Origin of the sequence: Streptomyces sp. NPDC050388, from assembly GCF_040655635.1 — a bacterium.
Classification (GTDB): domain Bacteria; phylum Actinomycetota; class Actinomycetes; order Streptomycetales; family Streptomycetaceae; genus Streptomyces.
Genome location: NZ_JBFAKH010000106.1, coordinates 1 through 20,514, shown reverse-complemented (window position 1 = coordinate 20,514; position 20,514 = coordinate 1). Strand labels below are relative to the sequence as shown.

Here is a 20,514-nt window from a genome sequence, read left to right as displayed (position 1 = left end):
GGATGCTCGGCCAACGGGCACGTCCGGTTCGGCGGGCGGGGACGGGAAGACCGACACCCGGAACGGTGCACGGCGTCCCGTCCCCGACCCAACTCCTGAAGAAGGGAGTGCGCTCGGCCGGCGTGTAGCGGCAGTACTGACACTGTTGGCGAATTCCACGGTGAGGCCTGGTCTGCGTTGACCGGCGAGGGGTGGGAGGCTGGTTTTGGCTGGTCGTGGGGGGTCGACATGAGGTGATCATGATGTCGTTGAAGCCCCGGATGTCTGGTGAGGTGCCGGCCCGGACGGCCGAAGTGGCTCGGCAGGCCTTCCCCGAGGGGTGTTTGGGGATGCGGGTCCGCGACGCCTTGGGGCCGGTGTTCCGCGATGAGGATTTCGCGGATCTCTTCCCGCGCCGGGGACGGCCCGCGTGGCCTCCCGGCCAGCTCGCGATGGTCTCGGTCCTGCAGTTCATCGAGGGGCTGTCGGACCGCCAGGCGGCCACCGCGGTGCGGGACCGGATCGCCTGGAAATACGCCCTGGGTCTGGAGCTGACCGATCCGGGCTTCGACTTCTCGGTGCTCAGCGAGTTCCGCACCCGGCTGATCGAGGGATCTGCCGAGCGCCGGGTGTTCACGCGGGTCCTGGACGCCTGCCGCGAGGCCGGTCTGCTCGGCCGGGGAGGGCCGGCCCGCACAGACTCCACGCACGTGCTCGCCGCGGTGCGCACCGTGAACCGGCTGGAACTGATCGGCGAGACCGTGCGCGCGGCACTCAACGCGCTGGCCGCGGCGGCTCCGGACTGGCTCGCGGGCTGGATGCCCGGGGAATGGCCTGACCGGTACGGCCACCGGGTGGAGAACTACCGGCTGCCGCAGCAGGAGGCAGAACGCGCCGCCTATGTGCGTACGGTCGGGGCGGACGGGGCCATGGTGCTGGCAGCCGTCGACGCGGACCGCGCCCCTGGCTGGCTCGCCCAGATGGAGGCCGTGCAAGTCCTGCGCGCGGTGTGGCAGCAGCAGTTCGACACCTCCAGTGCAGGCCTGCGCTGGCGCGACGTCAAGGAGCTTCCGCCGTCGAAGGAACGGATCACCTCTCCGTACGACGTCGAGTCCCGCTACGCGGTCAAGCGGTCGACGCCCTGGACCGGCTACAAGGGCCACCTGACCGAATACTGCGGCCCGGACCGGCCCCATGTGATCATCGATGTGGAGACCACCGACGCCGCCCGCAGCGACCAGGGAATGGTCGAGTGCGTCCACGACCGGCTCGACGGACAGGACCTTCTGCCCGAGGAGCATCTGGTCGACACCGGGTACATGGCCGCCGAAGCCCTGCTGTCCGCGGCGCGCGACCATGGGGTGCAGTTGACCGGCCCGATGCCTCCCGACAACAGCTGGCAGGCCAAGAACAAAGAAGGGTTCGACGTTTCCGCCTTCGCCATCGACTGGCAGGCCCGCACCGCGACCTGCCCGCAAGGAGCCGTAGCCACCCAATGGCGCGCGCAGTACGACAACCGCGGGCACGAGGTGATACGTATCCGGTTCCCCGACAAGGCCTGTGCGGCATGCCCGGTCCACGGCAAGTGCACCCGCCGCACCGGTGAGCCCCGTGACCTGAACGTGCGTCACCAAGCCGAGCACGAAGCACTGCAACAGGCCCGCCGCGACCAGACCACGCAGAAGTGGAAAGAGCGGTTCAGCCGCCGGGCCGGGGTCGAAGGCACCATCTCGCAGGCCGTCCGTGGACCCGATATCAGACACGCACGCTACCGCGGCCTGGCCAAAGTCGGCCTCCAACAGCTCTTTACAGCAGCGGCGATCAACTTCATCCGGCTCGACGCCTGGCTCAGCGGCATCCCCCTGGCCACCACCCGAACCTCCCCCCTCCTCCTACTCACCACAGCCTGACCAATTCGCCAACAGTGTCAGTACTCCGGCACCGCGGGGCGCACCGAGAACTGCCAGATCGGCGTGTTCCTCGCCTACGCCACCGGCCGCGGACGCACGCTGATCGACCGCAGGCTGTATCTGCCCACGTCCTGGACGGACGACCGGGAACGGTGCCGCCGGGCCGGCGTCGATGACGAGGTGGGTTTCGCCACCAAGGTGGCCATGGCCAAGGCGATGGTCCGCCGGGCCATCGCCGAGAAGATCCCGTTCGGCTGGGTGACCGCGGACGCCGCCTACGGCTACAGCAAGGGCTGGCGGTTCGAGCTGGAGCAGGCCGATGTCTTTCACGTCATGGCCACCACCCGGCACGACACCGTCGTCACCCGCTGGTCCATCGACCACCCCGTCCACGACCTCTTCCCCGGTCTGCCGCGGCAGAAGTGGAAGCGCCGTTCCTGCGGGGACGGCGCCCACGGCCGGCGGATCTACGACTGGGCCCGCGTCGAGGTGCGGCCCTGGCACCGGCCCGACCGCCGGCACTGGGTGCTGGCCCGCCGCAGCGTGAGCAGGCCCGAGGAGATCTCCTACTACATTGCCTACTGCCCGGCCGGCACCACCCTGGATGAGCTGATCCGCGTCGCGGGCAGCCGGTGGGCGATCGAGGAGTGCTTCCAGAGCGCCAAGCAGGAGTGCGGCCTGGATGACTACCAGGTCCGCCGCTACCCGGGCTGGCACCGCCACATGACGTTGGCCATGGCCGCCCACGCCTGCCTGACCGTCCTGCGGGCCCGAGAACTCGACACGGAGAAAGCAGAAACGGATCCTCCCCGCTCATCCACCTCAGCCTCGCCGAGATCAGACGGCTGATCACCCGCCTCACCGACCGCCGGCCCACCCCGGTCGAGCACATCCTGCACTGGTCGCACTGGCGTCGCAGACGACAACACCAGGCCCGCGTCAGTCACTACAAGCGGCGCGGGCACAGTCCCTGAAACTGGTCAGCAATCAGCCCAAGCACCGTTGCAGTACTAGCCGGGGCTGCCAGCCGGGTAGCCCGGGGCGCCGTACTCCTCCGCGGGCCTGCCGGGCCGCCTCCGGCGAAGTACGACCCACAGCGCGGCGAAGGTCAGGACGCCGAACGCTCCCCGCGCGATCGCCATTTCAAAGAAGTTCTCGGTGACCCAATAACCGGCCAGCAGCAGGAATGCCGGTATGACGCCGGTTACCCAGCCTTCGATTGCGGCCACCCAGCCGACATAAGACGTCAAGGTCTCCATTTTCAGTTCCAGGAGCAGGAAGAAAAGGAACCAGAGGAACGCCCAGTAGAGCCATATCACTCCGAACGGCTGATCGTCGAACAGTCGGAAATTGACGAAGGAATACCCCAAAGCCACAATGGCCACGAATAGTGAGTAATAGCCCACCCTGTGGTGTCGAGCCCCATGAGTAGTCCGATTCCTGCATACAGGTATGTGAAACCGAAGAGGAAGATGCCCGATGCGAGCGCGATTTGGTGGGGGTCCCGATTCGCGGCGATGATGAGATATGTGGGCGTGAGGACCTGAAGCCCGCCCACGAACAGATTGAATACGGCGGCCGCCCGACTGTCGACCTTTCCCAGCAGCATCAATCCGTTCAGGAAGAGCACCGCGCCTACAAAGGGAAGTCCGACGTTGGCCAAGGGAGACCTCCCGAGATTTCGCTCCGCGAGTGATGGGCCCGCCGGGCGGTCATGCGACCGAGATGCTGTTGTACGTACCCCGTGCCTCTGGTGAGGCGGCAGAGACCGTCCCGCGCCCCTTCTCCGAGGGGGTGTTGGACTGATTCCGCCGGTCCACGACTTCCCCTCAGGGCCGGGGGGAGCCGGGCGAGGGCCGGATGGGCCGACCTCGGCGCAGCCTGCTCGGGAGGCACCCGCGTGACCACCGTGGGATTTCCCCAAGACTTTTCCTCCTGCTTGCGCAGGCCCGCTACGGCAGGCGAGGTGAACGCGGTCGCGGGATGAGTGCACACGCCGAGCAGTGTTCGAGCACTGCGGGCAGGCGTGCGCGATCGGCGCTGTGCCGATCGGCAGCTTGACGTCGAACGATCCGCAGCGGTTGCAGGAATACTCATACGTCGCCATGATTCGTCTCCGCCCCGCCGCGCTTCCGGCCTTAAGTCATGGCGCGGTTCTGGTCGAGCCAATGAACACCGGAGCAGCATCGCCTCTTATTCAAGGCAACGCCTGTGACGACGGCGTGCCAAGGCGGGTTGGAGATGCCCTTGGGGCCGCCCTGCGCCGCCGTGCCGAATGGGCGGGTATGACGCGGCGGGCCCCACCGGGTGGAAAGGACGTGACCCCCGCGCCGCAGGCTGCTCGGTCGGGGCTTTGCGGGCGCGATGATCAGTGTGTTTGGGCCCGTTTATTGTGCGGCGGCCCGGTCACTCGGCACTGGACAGCAAGGTCGGCCGGAGCGAATGAGCGGTTACCGGACCACGCCTGTGCGCCGGCCTTCTTAGGAGTACGGCCATGGCAAAGATTCTCACGGTGCTCTATCCAGATCCCGTTGACGGCTACCCGCCCAGGTACGCCCGAGATGAGATCCCCGTCATCAGCGGCTATCCCGGAGGGCAGACGGCGCCCACCCCCCGGAGCATCGACTTCAAGCCGGGTGAGCTGGTCGGCTGCGTCTCCGGCGAACTCGGTCTGCGTCCGTTCCTGGAGGGACGGGGCCACACATTGGTCGTCACCTCCGACAAGGAGGGGCCCGACTCCGTGCTGGAACGGGAACTTTCCGACGCCGAGGTGGTGATCTCGCAGCCGTTCTGGCCCGCCTATCTCACCCCTGACCGGATCCGGCGCGCACCGCACTTGAAGCTGTCGATCACAGCCGGGATAGGTTCTGACCACGTGGACCTGCCGAGCGCCATCGAGCACGACGTCACCGTGGCGGAGGTCACCTACAGCAACAGCATCAGCGTGTCGGAGCACGCGGTCATGCAGATCCTCGCTCTCGTTCACAACTATCTGCCCGCCCACGAGTGGGTCACCGCCCGCCGAGGGTGGAACGTAGCCGACAGCGTCTCGCGGAGCTACGACCTGGAGGGCATGGACGTCGGCGTTTTCGGTGCCGGGCGGATCGGCATGGCAGTGCTCCGCCGGCTGAAGCCGTTCGATGTGAAGCTGCACTACAACGACGTGCACAGGGTGCCACCAAACCTCGAGCAGGAACTGGGGCTGATCTGGCATGCGGATGCCCGCTCCCTGGCGGCTGCCGTCGACGTGCTCTCCATCCACGCGCCGCTGCACGCGCAGACGGTGAACCTCTTCGACGACGAGATGCTCGCGACCATGAAGCGAGGGTCGTACATCGTCAACACAGCCCGCGCGCTGATCGTCGACCGGGACGCCGTGGTACGTGCTCTGGAACGAGGCCATCTGGCAGGTTACGCCGGGGACGTCTGGTACCCCGAGCCGCCGGAAGAGGACCACCCGTGGCGCGGCATGCCGCACGAGGGCATGACACCGCACGTGTCCGGTTCGACGCTCTCCGCGCAGGCCAGGTACGCGGCAGGCGTCCGGGAAATCCTGGAGTGCTGGTTCGACAATCGCCCGATCCGTCAGGAGTACCTCATCGTGGAGGGCGGCAGGCTTGCCGGGACCGGGGCCCGCTCGTACACCGTCTGACGCACACGGTAGGAGTTGGCGAGGCTGTCACCGCCCGTGCACGGGCGGCCCGGGATGGAACGCTCCGCTCTCCGTCTTCTCCGTGTCAGAGGACGTTCGGATTGAAGAAGTGGTAGTTCATGGTTTGTGCCAGGTTATGACTGTTTCTCCGGTGTCTCGTTTCGCGAGGTTGGAGATCATCGCGAGGCGGATCATGCTCTCGGAGGGCGTTGTCAGGTTGCCTGGGAGCCTGTCGATAGGATGATCTTGGGGTTGGCTTGGCGGGGCCGGGGAGGGGCAGCGTGGAGGGCACAGCGCCGTCGTACAGAGGGTTCCGGTTCCCGGCGGAGATCATCGCGCACGCAGTGTGGCTGTACCACCGCTTCCCGCTCAGCTACCGCGAGGTCGAGGAGCTGCTGCTCGCCCGCGGGATCACTGTCTCCCACGAGACGATCCGCCAGTGGTGCGACCGGTTCGGGCCCCAGTATGCGGCCGGCCTGCGCCGCCGCCGACCCCAGGGCGGCGACACGTGGCACCTGGACGAGGTGTTCGTGAAGATCAACGGTGTGCGGCACTACCTGTGGCGGGCCGTCGACCAGGACGGCACCGTGCTGGACATCCTCGTGCAGTCGAAGCGGGACGCGAAGGCCGCGAAGCGTTTCCTGGCCAAGCTGATGAAGAAGCAGCGCCGGGTGCCCAGAGTGCTGGTCACCGACAAGCTCCGCTCCTACGGCGTGGCCCACCGGAAGTTGATGCCCTCGGTCGAGCACCGTTCGCACAAGGGATTGAACAACCGGGCCGAGAACTCCCACCAGCCCACCCGCCGGCGCGAACGCGCGATGAAGTACTTCCGCTCACCGGGCGCCGCCCAGAAGTTCCTCGCCGTCTTCAGCCAGATCTCGCCTCACTTCCGGCCCCGCCGCCATCTGATGGCCGCGTCCGAGTACCGCGCCGGGATGCACCACCGCTTCGCCACCTGGAATGAGATCACCGACACCAGCGCCATGACCACGGCAGCCTGACCCACAGCCCGGCAACCCGGCAACCCGGCCCACCACACCCTCAACAAGCCACCTCATCAACAACCTGACAACGCCCCCGCACCGGACGGCCACCCGGCGATCACCGCTGCCCGCACCCCGAAGAAACACCCGGAACCCGCCCGACACCCATGGTCAGAATTCACGTGGTGGATCGAGGCTCATTACTTGCGCGGTACGCCGCATAGGGCGAGGAGGTCGTCCATCATGTGCTCGAACAGGGGATGATGGTCGCCGAACGAGGAGGCCATGTGCCCGTAGACTGCCATGCAGAGTAGTCCGTAGATCTGTCGCCAGCACGTGATCATCACCATGGCGACACCGGGCGGATATTCGTGCTGCATCAATCGTCCGTAGGCTGTTACCTGCGACCACAGACGCGGTTCCACGTCTTCCTCTGAGGGGTACGACAGGATGCCGCGACGCCACAGCTGCGTGAAGGTCTGACCGAACAGGCCGCCCAGTTCCCGGATGAGTACCTGGTCGACAGGCTGGCCGGAGGCGACCAGCCGCGCGTAGCCAGCCCCCATGAGGAGATCGAACTCACCGGGGTTCGTCACCGACCAGTCCAAGACGGCGCGGGTGGCCGCGTAGAGCTGACCACCGAAGTCTTCTGCGTCCATCGCGCCAGCAGCCTCAGCGACGACGGACACGAAGTCACTTGTGACCGCTTCGTAGAGGGCAAGCGTGAGGCCGGCCTTTCCCTCGAAGTAGCGATACAGCGCCGGTGGGGTCACTCCGACCTCCCGCGCCACCGCCGAGAGGCTGAGGGCCTCAACGCCCTGCGTGGCGATGAGCTGGCGCGCCGCCGCGAGCGCGTCCTGCTCCAACTCAGCTCGCAGGCGCTCGCGACGTGACGCGGGCCGACCGGCATCCCCTGTAGCGGAGGATCGCATTCGCACCTCTCAGTGGCTTGGATTGAGACAAGGCGGCAGCATTGTCGCGAAGTTGACGGAGCACCGAGTTGCGGTGACGTCATGTTACGTGGTTAATACTCTTCACTCCGTTGATGGATGTCACGCCTCACCCTGGCGCTGTGAAGGGATAGCGCATGACCATGCAACACAGGCGGGTCTGGGGGCTCAGTGTCCTTCTGGCGCTGGCGCTACTGGCGGGAGGCGGCTTCGCCTTCTGGAAGATCCAGGAGTCCGCTACCCGTCTCACGATCAAGATCGAGGGTCTACCGAGCAAGGCCCGGCCAACCCTCACCGTCACTGGGGCCAGTGGGTTCAAGCAGTCGGTCACGGCCTCCACCACCCTGAGCGTGCCCCCGGGAACCGTCCGTGTGGCACCGGCGCCGGTAAAGTCCGCCCATGCGACCTACTACACCCCGGACGATGTCTTCACTACTGAGGTGGGCAGCGGCCGGTCCGAGCGCCTGACGGTCGACTACCGAATCGCGATTGCCGACAAAGCCCGCATCCTCGACCACAGCGACCCCGGCCTGACCGAGGCGACCACGGGCAAGGACAAGGAACTACTGTTCCGAGCCGATGCTGAGAGCGCACAGAACCTGAAGGTCGGCGACATCCTGCTGGCCGCAGAAGGACCGAAGACCCCACAGGGCCTGCTCCGCAGGGTCGTCAGCCGCGAACGCCGCGGAGACCTCCTGGCAGTCGGAACATCCCCGGCGCAGCTCAGCGAAGCCATGCCGAAGGCGGTCCTGCGGTTCGAGCGCACGCCGTCTGGGACATTCGGCGCGGAGCCCGCCATGCAGCCGGCCGCGTACCGGGCCGACGATCCAAGCGAAGACGGCGAGATGGCCATCAGGATGGACACCTGGCAAGGCAAAGGGAAACTCAAAGGCGTCAAGTGCGGCACCGGAATTCCGCTGCTGAAGCTGGAAACGACGCGACCCCAGGTCGACCTTGCGGGAACGGACCTCGGGTTTAACTTGCCCGATGTAGCCTGGGCACAGGTCCAAGCAAGATTTCAATACTCGGCGAAGTGGACCTTCGGCACTCCTCACGGCGCACACTGCAGCTGGGAATACGATGCGCCCACGAAGCTGCGCCTGCCGCCTTGGACCGCACGACTTCTCCGGGTTGGGCCGTTCAGTATGCGGCCCGAGGTGGAGTTTATTGCAGGCATCGAAGCCAGGGCATCGACAGGGATGAAGGTCGAGTCCGAGGGCCGGGAAGACTTCACGGTCAAGTTTCGGCTGAGCCTGCTGCCCTACGCCTCGGCGAGTGTCGACGGCTGGCCCGGCAAGTACGAGACCCGCCTCTCCGGAGCGACCGAAGGAAAGCTCAAGGGGAAGTTCGGCCTTCGCCTCAGCATGAAGGCGAGCGATCCCGTGGAGTTCTTCACCGCCGGATTCTCCATTGAAGCTGCGCTAGCAGCCGAGGGCAGCATCGAGCCAGCCAAACCGGAGGCCAAGGTAGAAGCATTCTGGGAAGGCGGCATCGGGATGAAGGTGGAGCCGCCCGGGCAGTTCAAGGAAAGACAGATCGGCGCGTCCTTTCCGGGGCCAAAATGGACGCTGTGGAAGTCGAAAGACCTTATGCCGCCCCTTGCTTATGCCACAGACCGTGCCATCAAGGTGAAATCAGGCGCAGCAAGCCCCGACACAGTCGCCTCGCTGCCCGCAGGCGCAGCCGCTCGCCAACTGACCTGGTCGCCCAACGGCAAGCAACTCGCGTGGACCACTGAAGCAACAACACTGGGCCAGAGCGATGGCCGCGTGTACTTGGCCGACCTCACCACGGGAAAGATTGGCAGCTGGGAGTGTGGGGGCTGCCAGATCTCCTTCATCGGGAACAAACTACTTTCCAGGTGGAACAGCCTCGGCGGAGAGGAGGCAGGCTTCGCCTGGTATCAAATCGGGAAAGCAGAAGCCAGCGCCGTACAACTGGACAACCCGGAGATCCTTCACCAGGGACAGACCGACGAAGAAGCTCTAGAGGTGGCCAGGAACTACTGTGGGACCGGGGGCTGTTCCACGATGGACCTTTACGGAGGAGCGGCAAACACAGGGGACTCGCTCATCGGGATTCGATGGACCGATTGCCGCACCAAGGTCTTCCGCGTCAACTCGCAACTGCAGGCTTCCGCTATGACCGTAGCCAACCTCGGCTACGACAGTATGGTCGAGCCCGGAGCCGACGGGCAGTGGTTGATGTCAACTTGGAACCATGGCGGCTGCGACGGCTTCGGAAAGCAAGGCCAGACGGAGTTGGTGGAAGTCACCAAGAAGGGGCAGCTAAGCACGGCTCCGGTTCCCCCTGGCTACCAGTCCTGGACGGCGTGCTACCTCTGGTACGACGAGAAGAAGACACCGCATGCCGTTCTCGCCCCTGCAATCGACGACGGTGACATTTGGGCAGATGAGGAACCATGTGTTCAGCAGCCGCCCAGGAAGTTCCGGACCCTGAAGAAGCACGGGAATCTGTGGGAAGAGTCCAGTGACTCAGTGCTGCTGCGGAGAACGCAAGGGGATTGGAGCGCCGAGCTCCACGTTGGCGGGCGATTGACGGCCGAGAACCCAAAACAGGACCAGCGACTTGACATCTCCGAGCGCGTCAAGACGTTCGCTTGGAGTGCGGGAGCGAAGTAGAGGGCCGCGTCCAGGCTAGATGGGACGGCGCCGCCGCCCGGTCGCGCCGATGGCACACAAATACGCAGCCCCGCGAGGTTGCGGCAAGGGGGACCATGCGTCAGGCAGTGCTCTTCGTCCACGGCACCGGTGTGCGCGAGAAGTCGTACAACAAGACCCTCGCAACCGTCCATGCGGAGCTCGAACGACTCCATCCTGGTGTACAAATGCGCGGCTGCTTTTGGGGGCGGGAGCACGGTGCCTCCCTGGCGCTCGACGGCGCGTCCATCCCCCGGTACGCACAGTCGCAGGGCGGCGTCCCGGAGGACGAGGACAGCGAGGTAGCGGTCTGGGGAGTGCTGTACAACGACCCTTGGTACGAGCTGCGGTTGCTCGGACTTCGCCCGCCAGCCACCTCTGGCATGTCCCGCACGGAGTCGCCAGCCCAGCGGTTCCTGTCCCAGGTAACCCACTACACGCCGTCCGCCGACACGGTCGCGGTCTTCTCCATGCACGGACTCGCCGATGACCTGTCCGAGGCTCTGTACGCGGTTCTCCCGGCCCCAGAGGTGGCGGATGCCGCAGTGAGCGTGGACGAGGGCGGCTACGAGCACCGTCATGCCGTCGCGCGGGCGCTGGTTGCGGCCACTCTTGCTTCGGCCGATGCGCGGGGTGCCGACGCGGTGTCCGGTGGCGTCCGGGACGCCCTGCTCGCAGCGGTCAGCGCCGACCTGTACACCCAGGGCCGGTCCCTGAAGGGCAAGCTCGGGAAGCTGGCCGCCGCACCAGCCTTGCACGCATTCAGTTGGCGGTCTCGGCATCGGCGGGGAGCCTGGAGCGACGGCGTGCTCCCTGCGCTTGGGGACATCCTCCGCTACCAGGCTCGTGGCCGGCGCATGCGTGACTACATCCGTCGGACCATCGAAAACACCCCCGGCGACTCGCTCACTGTCATCGCACACAGTCTCGGCGGAGTCGCCTGCGTCGACCTCCTGACCGAGCAGAAGGTGGAGCGGGTGGACCGGCTGATCACGGTGGGTTCACAAGCGCCGTTCTTCTACGAGATCGGAGCCCTGGTTGCCCTGGAGCATCCCGAGAGGCTGCCTGAAGTTCCCCCCTGATCGTGGACAGCGGGTGGTTACGCTGCGGGGGCGAGGTCTTGCGTCGTCAGTGCCCTGGTTTCGAGTGGGGTGACGTACCCGTAGATGGGGTGCTTGCGTAGACGGGTGCGGTTGTACTCGACCTCGATGAAGCGGAAGACGTCAGCTCGGGCGGCCTCGTGGGACTCCCAGATGATGGTTCCGATCTCCGCTTTCAGCAGCCCGAAAAAGCTTTCGGCTGCGGCGTTATCGTAACAGGAGCCCGTTCTGCCCATGCTCTGCCGCATTTTCAACTTCCGTAGCTGGTCGCGGTATTCGCGCGAGGTGTATTCGGATCCGCGGTCCGAGTGTGCGATGCAGCCCTCCTTGAGCATCCCGCGGCCGGCGGCCATCTTCAGCGCGTGGCGAGGTACCACCAGCCGGCAAGGGTGGGCAGGTAGGTGATGTCCGAGACCAGCTTGGTGCCGGGCTCGACGGCGGTGAAGTCACGTTCGACCAGGTCAGGGGAGAAGACGGCCTTCTTGTCCGGCCGGGTCAGGCTGCGGCGCCCGCGGCGGGTGATGCCGCGGAGGTCGTGCTCGCGCATCAGCCGCTCGACCCTCTTGCGGTTGATCCGTCGTCCCGTGCGGCGCAGTGCGGCCGTGATTCTCGGGGAGCCGTAGGCGCGGCGGGACTGGGTGTGGAGCTTGCGGATCTCCGTGACCAGCTCGCTCTCCTGGTCCGCTCGTGCCGCGGCGGCCGGGCGTGCGGCACGCCAGGCGTAGTAGCCGGAGCGGGAAACTCCCAAGACCCTGCACATCAGGCTGACGCCGTGGCCGTCCGGGTTGTGCTCGGTGGCCTTCTCCGCATCGATGAACGCGTAGCGCACGGCTACTTCGTCGATTCCCTCGCGAAGAAGGCCGCGGCTTTTTTCAGGACCTCGATGGTCTGCTGCTGTTCCCGGTTCTCCCGCCGCAGACGTCGCAGCTCTTCCTTTTCATCACTGGTCAGGGCGCCTGCAGGCCCGTGCCCGCGGTCGGCCTGGTCCTGCTTGACCCAGTTGCGCAGTCCCTCTGCGCTGACGCCGATCTCCCGGGCGACCTCGGTGACCGTCTTGCCTGACGAGTGCACCAGCGCGACCGCGTCGCGTTTGAACTCGGCCGTGTACCGCTTGCTCGTGTTGCTCTTCTTACTCACTACCTGGAACTGCTTCCTCTGGGACCTTCCGTCCCAGTATCAGGCTGTCCAGCTCAGCGGGGGAACTTCAGCCCGAGCACTTCCTGGCGAGGTGGCTCAACGTCTACGACCAGCGGGACCTGCTGTCGTACCAGGGTGCCAAGGTGTTCCACGGCCGGGTGTACGACCAGAGGGTAGACAACCGGCAGCCATTCCCCTGGGCGCACACCTCGTATTGGTCGAATCCTCAGGTTGAGGTTCCCCCGAGATGCGGGAATGGGTGACAGAAGGTCAGATGGGTCTCATGAGAGGAGCCCAGACGATGCCTGCCCCGAGGAAGTACCCGCTGGAGTTGCGTGAGCGCGCGGTTCGGATGTACCGGTCCGCTGAGCCGAAGCCGGTGATCCGCCGCATGGCCGAGGAACTCGGCGTGCACCACGAGGCTCTGCGCAACTGGATCCGTCAGGCCGAGGCCGACGCCGGCGAGCGAGGCGACATCCTCACCACGGCCGAGCGTGAGGAGCTGGCCGCTCTACGGAAGGAGAATGCCCAGCTCAAGCGGGCGAACGAGGTCCTGCGGACGGCCTCCGCTTTTTTCGCGGCCCAGCTCGACCCGACCCGGCCCAGGTGACCGCGCTCGTCGATGCGCACCCGCACCTGGGGGTCGAGCCCGTACTCCGGGAACTTTCCATCCCCTCCTCCACCTATTACCGCTGGCGCCAGGCCGAGAAGGAGCCATGCGAGCGACGCCGCCAGGACGCCGAGCTCACCGGGAAGATCCGGCAGGTCCACGCCGACTCCGGCGGGATCTACGGCTCACCCCGCGTGCACGCCATCCTCCGGCGTGAAGGCGTCCACGTCGGCCGCAAACGCGTTGAACGGCTCATGCGTCAGGCCGGCCTGGCCGGGATCAGTCCCCGGCGGGGCAAGGGCTCCACCCGACGTGATCCGGACGCGGATCTGGCCCCTGACCTGGTGCAACGCGACTTCACCGCGAACGTGCCGAACCGGCTGTGGGTCACCGACCTGACCATGATCGCGACCGAGGAGGGCCCGCTGTGGCTGTCCGCGATCCGCGACGCGTTCTCCCGCCGGGTGGTGGCCTGGGAAACCTCCGCCCGCGCGGACGCCGACCTGGTCCTGACCACGCTGGAGTATGCCCTGGCCAGCCGCGAAGTCGCCCCCGGTGAGCTCATTCACCACGCCGACCACGGCTGTCAATACACGTCCGTGAAGCTCACAACACGCCTGCTCAGAGCAGGTATTGAGGCGTCCATGGGCTCGGTCGGCGACTCGTTCGACAACGCCCTGGCGGAGAACCTGTGGATGGTCATCAAGACCGAGTGCATCCGCGGCCGCGTCTTCGCCACCAGAGCCGAAGCGAACCTCACGCTCTTCGAGTACCTCGACGGCTTCTACAACCCCCGCCGCATCCAGAAACGGCTTGGCTACCTCAGCCCGATCGAGTACGAGGAGAAGCACTACGCCATCCAGGCAACGACCGAACAAGTGAACCTGAAGCCACGTCAAACCGCCCTGACCAGCTAGTCAGCCACCCCCGCGCAGCGGGGGAACCTCAGGTCTGGGAGGCCGTCGGGACATGGATGAGCTGAGGGCCGCCGACCCGGCCCGGGTGCGCGCCGTGGTGGTCGGCATCGAACACTTCCCCCAAGCGTCCATCTGGAACCTGGACGGTGCCTCGGACGACGCGTTGCGATTCGCCCGCTGGCTACGCGGCCAGCGGGTCCCGACGGAGAACATCGAACTGTTGCTCGCACCCCTGCCGGAGCGGCGCACTCAACTGTGGACCTCGGCGGAGGAAGCCGGTCTGCGCCCCCATGAGGTCAGCTCGCGCGACCAGATCATGAGGGTCTTCAGCCCGTTCGAGGTGTGGGAGGGCGATGTGCTGTACGTCTACTGGGGCGGTCACGGTGTCCTTCTGCACGGTGGCCAGCGGGCCCTGTTCTGCCCCGACGCCTCGCTCCGGGACAAGCGCGCCATCGAGCTGAAGAATCTTCTGGAGTACCTGACCCGGCCGGACGTCGTGCGTTTCGCCCGGCAGATCTTCCTGGTGGACACCTGCGCGGAGTTCTTCGAGGAACTGCAGGGCAAGAGCCAGGACCATGAGACGTCCGAGCCGACCATCGCGCCCTTCCCGCGCGGCCAGCGGTCCACTGTCGAACAGGTCGAACAGTACGTCCTGCATGCTGCGGCTGAAGGCCAGGTAGCCAGACAGGATCCGGTCCGGCGCTCTGGCGTCTTCTCCGAGGCGGTTCTGGCGTGGCTGGAGCTGCATTCGCCCACATCTGAACCAGATATGTCGGCCTTGAAGGTATACGTCAGGGAGTATTTCTCCGACCAGACCGAGGGCGGCGCCCCACTCCAGACTCCGACAAGCCTGTACATCAAGAGCCGTGACGAAACCGAACTGATCCCACTCGGTCGCGTCACCATCGACCAGGACGCTGGCGTGGCGCCCGATCCCAGCTACCGAGGTGGCTTACAAGCGACGGACCTGATAAGCGCGGTAGACGAGCTACGCAAAGCCATGCGAGACCGGCTGGATGACGAAATTGCACGGTACGAACTCGAGCAGCCCGAGCCGATCAAGGTCTTGTGGTCGGTCAGCGGACGTCCCGTCCAAGGATCAGAAGAAGCGGAGGCAGCCGAGGCGCTTGCGAAGAGTCGCGATTTGAGTGAAGTGCCGGAACTGCTCCGAGGTCTGCCGCACCCGCAGCTCGTGGTGCTGGGAGCGCCGGGCTCAGGAAAGAGCGTCCTGACACTGCTGCTCGCCCGGAAGTTGATCGACTCATGGCGACCCGGTGATCCCGTGCCCGTCGTACTGTCGCTGTCGTCCTGGAGACCGCGGATCAAGCTGCAGGACTGGATGGCCCGTCACATCGCGGCGCTCAGTCCCGCCCTCGGCCGCAGGCGCCGGTGGGGGGAGGACCTCGCGACGGCACTGGTCGACAGCAAGGGATCAGTGATGCCCATTCTCGACGGCTTGGACGAGTTGCCGGTGGCATTGCACCGTTCCGCAGTCGAAGCAATCGACAAAGCCATCGCGGCAGATGACCCACTGGTGGTGACATGCCGAACTGACGAGTACCAGAGCACAGCATGGGATCGGGATGGCTGTCGCCTCACCAAGGCCGCAGTCGTAGAACTCGAACCGGTACAGCCGGAAGCAGCGGTCAGATACCTCGAGCGCAGGAGCGTCAAAGGTGACGAACGATGGAATGCGGTCTTCAAGGCCCTGCGCACGTCTCCTGAGTTGCGCACCCAAGAGGAGTCGGCGCTTGTCCAGGTGCTGTCCTCCCCGCTGATGCTTTACCTGGCTCACACGGCCTACCGGTCGGGTTCGACGGACCCGCGGGAATTGCTGAAGCGGGAACGGTTCAGTTCGCAGGCGGAGATCGAGTCACACCTGCTGAAGACATACCTCCCTACGATCTACGCCGAGTCGCCTGACGCCCGCTACGAAGCGGAGAAATCGCGCCGCTACTTGTCGGTGATCGCGCGTCAGATGCAGCGCGACGGCACCTTCGACTTCGCCTGGTGGCAACTCAATTCTCCGATCAGCGGGGCTCTGGTCGGTGCCGCCTTCGGCTCTGTATGGGGATGGTTCTTCTACGTGCTACTCGGCCAGATAGCCGGCATATTCGCCGGGCTCGCAGCAGGCACGGCAGCAAGATACGTCCACGAAAAGGTCCGGCAGGCACTTGGACAGGTGTACATCACGGAGGACACTCTGGACCAGCCAAGGGCCACACTCGCTCGATATCTGCGGATCGGATGCCTGTCGGCGCTTCTCACGGTCTGTATCACGGCGGCGACTGTGGGCGGCTTGCTGAACATCGTGGGGGTGGAGCTGCGGATAGCCCGGGATTACGCCTTGCTCGTCGGTGTAACCGCTGGATCTGCCACGCTGGTCGGGTCGGCTTGGGGGTCCTACCGTGTCTCACATGCGTTGTACTGGTTGACAGGAGGACTTCCGCCGCGACTCACAAGCTTCCTCGATGACGCCCACGACCTGGGGGTGCTACGTCGGACCGGTGTGGTCTATCAGTTTCGCCATGCCCGGCTTCAGGAGCAGTTGTCCGGTACGACCCAAGAATCAACGCGGTCGGCCTACACGGAAAAAGGCGATGCGGGTCGCTTGGCGTTTCTGCTGCACTACGTGCCCAGCGTGACGCAGGTCATTCTTGCCACGGTTGGGATTTTCATCGCGGGCTGGATCTATGTTTTCAACTTTACTGACGGGACGTTGAGTATCCGATCGGGGGATCAACCCAGCAGCAGGGTATATCCGGGGGGTTGCAATGAATGCAAAGGGATCCTGGAGTGGACGTGGAAGCTGCCACCTGGGTCGTCCCGCTACGCGACTCTGGAGTTGTCGGGCGCGGAAGAACTCGATGTCGTCAAATGGGGAGGCGTTCTCCAGGCCGACGGCTGCGCCAACGCATCCGCTCAAGTAATTCTGGCGATGGGGGATCGCTCGCCGGTCTCCGTCGTGTTGAACAACGATCCCAAGGGATCTCCACTCCATGGCAAGCCGACCCAGCTCGGGAAGCAGCCGCTCTCCATCACTTTGCGTAGGCTGGACGACAGGCCGTGTGATCTGTCCGTCGACTGGTTCGATCCCAAGCTGGAAGTGGACGCCTTCGCAACCGCCAGGAACCGCCTCGCTCATGCTGAGCCTATTGTCAGTCTTCCAGAGTAGCCCCCTCTGACAGCCTTGACTGAGACGCCCGCTTTGCCGGGTTAGGCTGGAAGGGCGAGACAGGAGTACACCCCGGCATGGCCAGCACGACCCCCCGTAGCTCCGGATCGGATCCGGCGCCCCGTCCGAATCGGCGGACGTTCTCCGCGGCGTACAAGCTGCGGATCGTTGCCGAGTACGACGCCGCCCCGAACGGTTCGCCCGCCGGCCGAGACCACCCGCGATACCCGGCCAGGTCTGGATCAACGACCCCGCCCAACGAAGAGAACCCGAACCACAAGGTTCATAGCACTGCAAACGTCTCATTTGACTTGACAGCTACCGCGCGGCCTGACTGCGAAAGTCGAGATACGGCAGGAGAGCCCGATAAACCGGGTGTCCCGGCCGAGACTGTCAGAGCGGGAACTCCGCAAGCAGCTGCACGAGGCGAAGGCGCAAGCCGTCGGGAAACAGGGAAAGCTCGACGCCCTCGCCACGGTGACGGCGAACCTCTATGCAGAGAACCTCGCGCTGAAGAAACCGCTCGGCCGCAGGGGCATGGCGGTCTTGCACACCGAAGATCACGAATAGCTGGCCTCGCCCGCTACCGAGCATGCCCTCCGCGACGTCGTCGTGGAGGCGTAGGACACTGCGGATGCCAGGCCGGCTCCGGGGAAGTCAGTACGAAGGCGCCCGGCCTCCCACGCCCGGCGACGGCCAGGACGGCGGAGCCGGTCAGAGCGGTTCACGACCGTACGAGTCACTCGCCGAGGCCGACTCGGTAGACCCTGCGCCGACGAGGATGCTCCCCCAGCCCCCAGAGGCTTCCACCGTGAGCGGTGGTGTAACTGAGGTCCTCGGGGCCGATGGAGAGCTTTCCGTGCACCGCCGTCGTGGCGCCGCGGGGCGTCTGCACCCACAGTTGGCCCGCTCCGCCGGGTGTCGAGACGTTGGCGGAGTAGTAGGCGCCGCTTGTGACGCTGACCGCGCCCTGAACCCTGGCTGTCTGCAGCATCCAGCTGTCGTCGGAAGCTCCGTCGGCGATGTAGCCGGAGGCGGCCAGGTTCCAGCGCGCGGCGCGCCCCTGGGAGCTGGTCCGGTACTCGCTGGACACGATGGAGGCCATCGACCCCTGGGTGCGGTCGAGCGAGAGCTGCGAGTGGAGGAAGTCGGATCCCGTCGTGTTCTCGTAGATGTGGTGGAGCGGAAGCACGTAGTCGTACCCGTACGCGTAGTACTTTCCGTTCTGGTAGCCAAACCGGTTACGGGCAGCGGCGCCGCCGGTCACCCTCACCATTTTGGTGATATCGAAGACGCTCATACCACCGCGCCTGACCGTGGTATTCCGGCCCGGCCTGTTCGCGATGTAGAGGAAGTTACCGACCCAGGCCATGCCACCCGCGTGGATCTCCACCGGCCGGTAGGTGGGGCGGCTGCCCGCCCGCGCCTGGCGGGGTTCGACCAGGAGTACGTGCTGGTACTTCGGGTTCCCCGGGTCCCCGGTGACGTCGGCGAAGGTGACCCGGGCACCGCGTGACTCGTAGTCGGCCTTGCCGTACCAGGAGACCACCAGCACATCGCGGCCGAGGCCCGGCACCGGGCCGCCGTAGCCGTCGAAACTAGTGGTGACGCCCTGCGGATACCAACGCGTGGTACTCCGGTCCCAAGTTCCTTCCGGCGCCATGGTATTGGTGTCCCAGGCGAAGCCGTACTGAAACCGGTCCGGCACCGTCCCGGCGGGCGGAGCGCCGCCACCGCCGTCGTTCCAGTCGCCCACTCCCGCGCCATTCCACCTGGCCGTGTCGAGTATCCGCGCCAGGTCGGCGTTGGGCAGCGCCTCTCTCAGGCCGTCACTCGCGTCAGCCCAGCTACGGCCCTGGGCGCGCCCCAGTTTCATGGCGACCTGGAACACGGTGGGCGCTGCGTGTGCGGTTGAGGGGCGTAACAGTCCTCCGGCCGCCGCCAAGGGCATCGTGGTCATGACGCGAAGGATCCTTCTTCGTGTAGTGGCCATGACAGGAGAAGGTAGGCGGTGCCCCTCAGCCCGGTCTAGCCCCCTGCACCCCATTCCGCCCTTCAGTGAACTAACGACCGGAAAGCGCCCCTCCGAACACATGGAGCGCCCGCCCGGAAGCGGGCTCAGCCTGCACCCGACTCCCCGGTGACCGAAGCAGACCGAAGCAGACCGAAGCAGACCGAAGCAGACCGAAGCTCCAACGACCGTCGCTCACAGTGGATTTGGGGAAGCTTCCGACCTGACCGTTCGTGCAACACCACCGGGGTCGAAGGCTGTAGCGAGGGCGCTTGGTAGTGGACAGGCCTGGCTTGCGGTGAGCCCCCTTCCTCGCGGGGCTCACCGGGCGCCGCCACCCGTCCACGCCCTCTCTCAGCCTTGGGTGAGACATCCCGTTCCGCGGGGTCAGCCTGAGAGGGCACGACAGGGGAACCGACGGTGCTGTCACGTTGGCTGACCGGCCTGGGATGATCTTGGAGTTGATCGTGCCGGGAAAGGGATCGCTCGTGTCGTCCGCATCGCCGTCGTACAGGGGGCACCGGTACCCGGTCGAGGTCATCGCGCACTGTGTGTGGCTGTACTTCCGCTTCCCCCTCAGCTTCCGCGAGGTGGAGGAGCTGATGCTGCAGCGCGGTGTGATCGTCTCCTATGAGACGGTCCGCCGCTGGTGCGCCACGTTCGGGCAGGTCTATGCGAACGGACTGCGCCGCCGTCGGCCCCGGCCCGGGGACACATGGCACCTGGACGAGATGTTCGTCAGGATCAACGGAGAGCAGAAGTATCTGTGGCGGGCCGTCGACCAGGACGGCAATGTCCTGGACATCCTCGTGCAGAACCGGCGGGACACGGCCGCCGCCCGGCGGTTCTTCCGCCGCCTGCTGAAGAAGACGCGTGCGGTGCGGCGGGTGGTCGTCGCCGACAAGCTGCGCTCCTACGGCGCCGCCCACCGCGAGGTGATGCCCTCTGTGGAGCACCGTTCCCACAAGGGCCTGAACAACCGGGCCGAGAACAGCCACCAGCCCACCCGGCAGCGCGAACGCGCCATGAAAGGCTTCCGCTCCACCGGCGGGGCCCAGCGGTTCCTGGCCGCGTTCAGCGGCATCTCACCGCACTTTCGGCCCCGCCGCCACCTGATGACCGCCCCCGGCTACCGCACCGAGATGACCGTCCGCTTCGCGCTCTGGGACCAGATCACCGGCGCTGCCAACCTGCCCACCACGGCCTGAACACAGGCCCAGGCCGCGGGCCCACCACGCCCCGACGCACCATCAGACAGTCACGCACCCAACAACGTGACAACGCCCGACTTCGGTATGGGGCGGGTGAACGCTCCTTGGACGGCGCGGTCCAGGTCGTCTCCGACGATGCCCATCGGGGGTCTTCGTTCGGGGAATCGGAGGAGGCGCAGCGGGGCCGCGCCTCGTGAAGCCCGCTCCGTAGAAGGTGAC

General features: G+C 65.9%; 15 protein-coding genes and 2 pseudogenes. 11 read left to right on the top strand and 6 right to left on the bottom strand.

What is annotated here, in order from left to right; translation table 11 throughout:
- Positions 1-260: 260 nt before the first annotated feature.
- Both AB0I73_RS35680 and AB0I73_RS35675 read left to right on the top strand, forming a co-directional pair.
- Positions 261-1,889 carry an IS1182 family transposase gene (locus AB0I73_RS35680; protein WP_363044521.1) on the top strand — a complete coding sequence of 543 codons (1,629 nt, stop codon included), beginning with the start codon at positions 261-263 and terminating at the stop codon, positions 1,887-1,889.
- 18 nt (positions 1,890-1,907) lie between these two features.
- Positions 1,908-2,738, top strand: a pseudogene (locus tag AB0I73_RS35675) (IS701 family transposase); the annotation flags it as partial.
- A 161-nt stretch (positions 2,739-2,899) separates the two neighbouring features.
- Here the strand turns inward: AB0I73_RS35675 and AB0I73_RS35670 are convergent.
- Positions 2,900-3,996 (bottom strand): annotated as a pseudogene (locus AB0I73_RS35670) (AmiS/UreI family transporter).
- A 387-nt stretch (positions 3,997-4,383) separates the two neighbouring features.
- Between AB0I73_RS35670 and AB0I73_RS35665 the strand changes: the two are divergent.
- Entirely contained in the window at positions 4,384-5,541 is a 1,158-nt protein-coding gene (locus AB0I73_RS35665) for an NAD-dependent formate dehydrogenase (RefSeq protein WP_363044519.1), read from the top strand.
- Between the two features lie 281 nt (positions 5,542-5,822).
- Complete coding sequence (locus tag AB0I73_RS35660; protein WP_363044517.1) at positions 5,823-6,542, top strand: IS6 family transposase; 720 nt, start codon at positions 5,823-5,825, stop codon at positions 6,540-6,542.
- Between the two features lie 182 nt (positions 6,543-6,724).
- On the opposite strand, the gene AB0I73_RS35655 is transcribed toward AB0I73_RS35660, so the two are convergent.
- The gene (locus AB0I73_RS35655; RefSeq protein ID WP_363044515.1) at positions 6,725-7,390 is read right to left on the bottom strand and encodes a TetR/AcrR family transcriptional regulator; all 666 of its coding nucleotides are present in this window, start codon (positions 7,388-7,390) and stop codon (positions 6,725-6,727) included.
- 221 nt (positions 7,391-7,611) lie between these two features.
- Between AB0I73_RS35655 and AB0I73_RS35650 the strand changes: the two genes are divergently transcribed.
- Both AB0I73_RS35650 and AB0I73_RS35645 read left to right on the top strand, forming a co-directional pair.
- Positions 7,612-10,116 (top strand): hypothetical protein, encoded by a 2,505-nt coding sequence (locus AB0I73_RS35650; RefSeq protein WP_363044513.1) that lies wholly within the window; start codon positions 7,612-7,614, stop codon positions 10,114-10,116.
- Between the two features lie 95 nt (positions 10,117-10,211).
- Positions 10,212-11,216 (top strand): hypothetical protein, encoded by a 1,005-nt coding sequence (locus tag AB0I73_RS35645; RefSeq protein WP_363044511.1) that lies wholly within the window; start codon positions 10,212-10,214, stop codon positions 11,214-11,216.
- Positions 11,217-11,233: 17 nt separating this feature from the next.
- Here the strand turns inward: AB0I73_RS35645 and AB0I73_RS35640 are convergent, their stop codons facing one another.
- The 3 genes from AB0I73_RS35640 to AB0I73_RS35630 are packed head-to-tail and all read right to left on the bottom strand — an operon-like array spanning position 11,234 to position 12,371.
- On the bottom strand, positions 11,234-11,587 hold the full coding sequence (locus AB0I73_RS35640) for an integrase core domain-containing protein (RefSeq protein ID WP_363044509.1): 354 nt from the start codon (positions 11,585-11,587) through the stop codon (positions 11,234-11,236).
- A gap of 2 nt (positions 11,588-11,589) precedes the next feature.
- On the bottom strand, positions 11,590-12,063 hold the full coding sequence (locus AB0I73_RS35635) for an IS3 family transposase (RefSeq protein WP_363044507.1): 474 nt from the start codon (positions 12,061-12,063) through the stop codon (positions 11,590-11,592).
- A gap of 2 nt (positions 12,064-12,065) precedes the next feature.
- Positions 12,066-12,371, bottom strand: coding sequence for a transposase (locus AB0I73_RS35630; RefSeq protein WP_358738433.1), 306 nt, complete (start codon positions 12,369-12,371; stop codon positions 12,066-12,068).
- 301 nt (positions 12,372-12,672) lie between these two features.
- Between AB0I73_RS35630 and AB0I73_RS35625 the strand changes: the two genes are divergently transcribed.
- The 4 genes from AB0I73_RS35625 to AB0I73_RS35610 all read left to right on the top strand — a co-directional run bounded on the left by AB0I73_RS35625 (position 12,673) and on the right by AB0I73_RS35610 (position 17,643).
- Positions 12,673-12,981: a transposase gene (locus tag AB0I73_RS35625; protein WP_055592019.1), complete on the top strand. Its 309-nt coding sequence runs from the start codon at positions 12,673-12,675 to the stop codon at positions 12,979-12,981.
- Positions 12,978-13,898, top strand: coding sequence for an IS3 family transposase (locus AB0I73_RS35620; RefSeq protein ID WP_363044504.1), 921 nt, complete (start codon positions 12,978-12,980; stop codon positions 13,896-13,898). Before AB0I73_RS35625 ends, AB0I73_RS35620 begins: the two co-directional genes overlap by 4 nt.
- Positions 13,899-13,950: 52 nt before the next feature.
- Positions 13,951-17,073, top strand: a complete 3,123-nt coding sequence (locus AB0I73_RS35615) for an NACHT domain-containing protein (protein ID WP_363044502.1) — start codon at positions 13,951-13,953, stop codon at positions 17,071-17,073.
- A 375-nt stretch (positions 17,074-17,448) separates the two neighbouring features.
- On the top strand, positions 17,449-17,643 hold the full coding sequence (locus AB0I73_RS35610; RefSeq protein ID WP_363044500.1) for a hypothetical protein: 195 nt from the start codon (positions 17,449-17,451) through the stop codon (positions 17,641-17,643).
- 169 nt (positions 17,644-17,812) lie between these two features.
- Here the strand turns inward: AB0I73_RS35610 and AB0I73_RS35605 are convergent, their stop codons facing one another.
- Complete coding sequence (locus tag AB0I73_RS35605) at positions 17,813-19,033, bottom strand: hypothetical protein (RefSeq protein ID WP_363044498.1); 1,221 nt, start codon at positions 19,031-19,033, stop codon at positions 17,813-17,815.
- A 539-nt stretch (positions 19,034-19,572) separates the two neighbouring features.
- Between AB0I73_RS35605 and AB0I73_RS35600 the strand changes: the two genes are divergently transcribed.
- Positions 19,573-20,292 (top strand): IS6 family transposase, encoded by a 720-nt coding sequence (locus tag AB0I73_RS35600; RefSeq protein WP_363044496.1) that lies wholly within the window; start codon positions 19,573-19,575, stop codon positions 20,290-20,292.
- The last annotated feature ends 222 nt before the right edge of the window (positions 20,293-20,514 follow it).

Coding starts and splice junctions, on each gene's coding strand:
- AB0I73_RS35645 (WP_363044511.1), top strand. CDS start 10,212: ATGCGTCAGGCAGTGCTCTTCGTCCACGGCACCGGTGTGCGCGAGAAG.
- AB0I73_RS35605 (WP_363044498.1), bottom strand. CDS start 19,033: ATGACCACGATGCCCTTGGCGGCGGCCGGAGGACTGTTACGCCCCTCA.
- AB0I73_RS35625 (WP_055592019.1), top strand. CDS start 12,673: ATGCCTGCCCCGAGGAAGTACCCGCTGGAGTTGCGTGAGCGCGCGGTT.
- AB0I73_RS35665 (WP_363044519.1), top strand. CDS start 4,384: ATGGCAAAGATTCTCACGGTGCTCTATCCAGATCCCGTTGACGGCTAC.
- AB0I73_RS35680 (WP_363044521.1), top strand. CDS start 261: ATGTCTGGTGAGGTGCCGGCCCGGACGGCCGAAGTGGCTCGGCAGGCC.
- AB0I73_RS35615 (WP_363044502.1), top strand. CDS start 13,951: ATGGATGAGCTGAGGGCCGCCGACCCGGCCCGGGTGCGCGCCGTGGTG.
- AB0I73_RS35640 (WP_363044509.1), bottom strand. CDS start 11,587: ATGGCCGCCGGCCGCGGGATGCTCAAGGAGGGCTGCATCGCACACTCG.
- AB0I73_RS35650 (WP_363044513.1), top strand. CDS start 7,612: ATGACCATGCAACACAGGCGGGTCTGGGGGCTCAGTGTCCTTCTGGCG.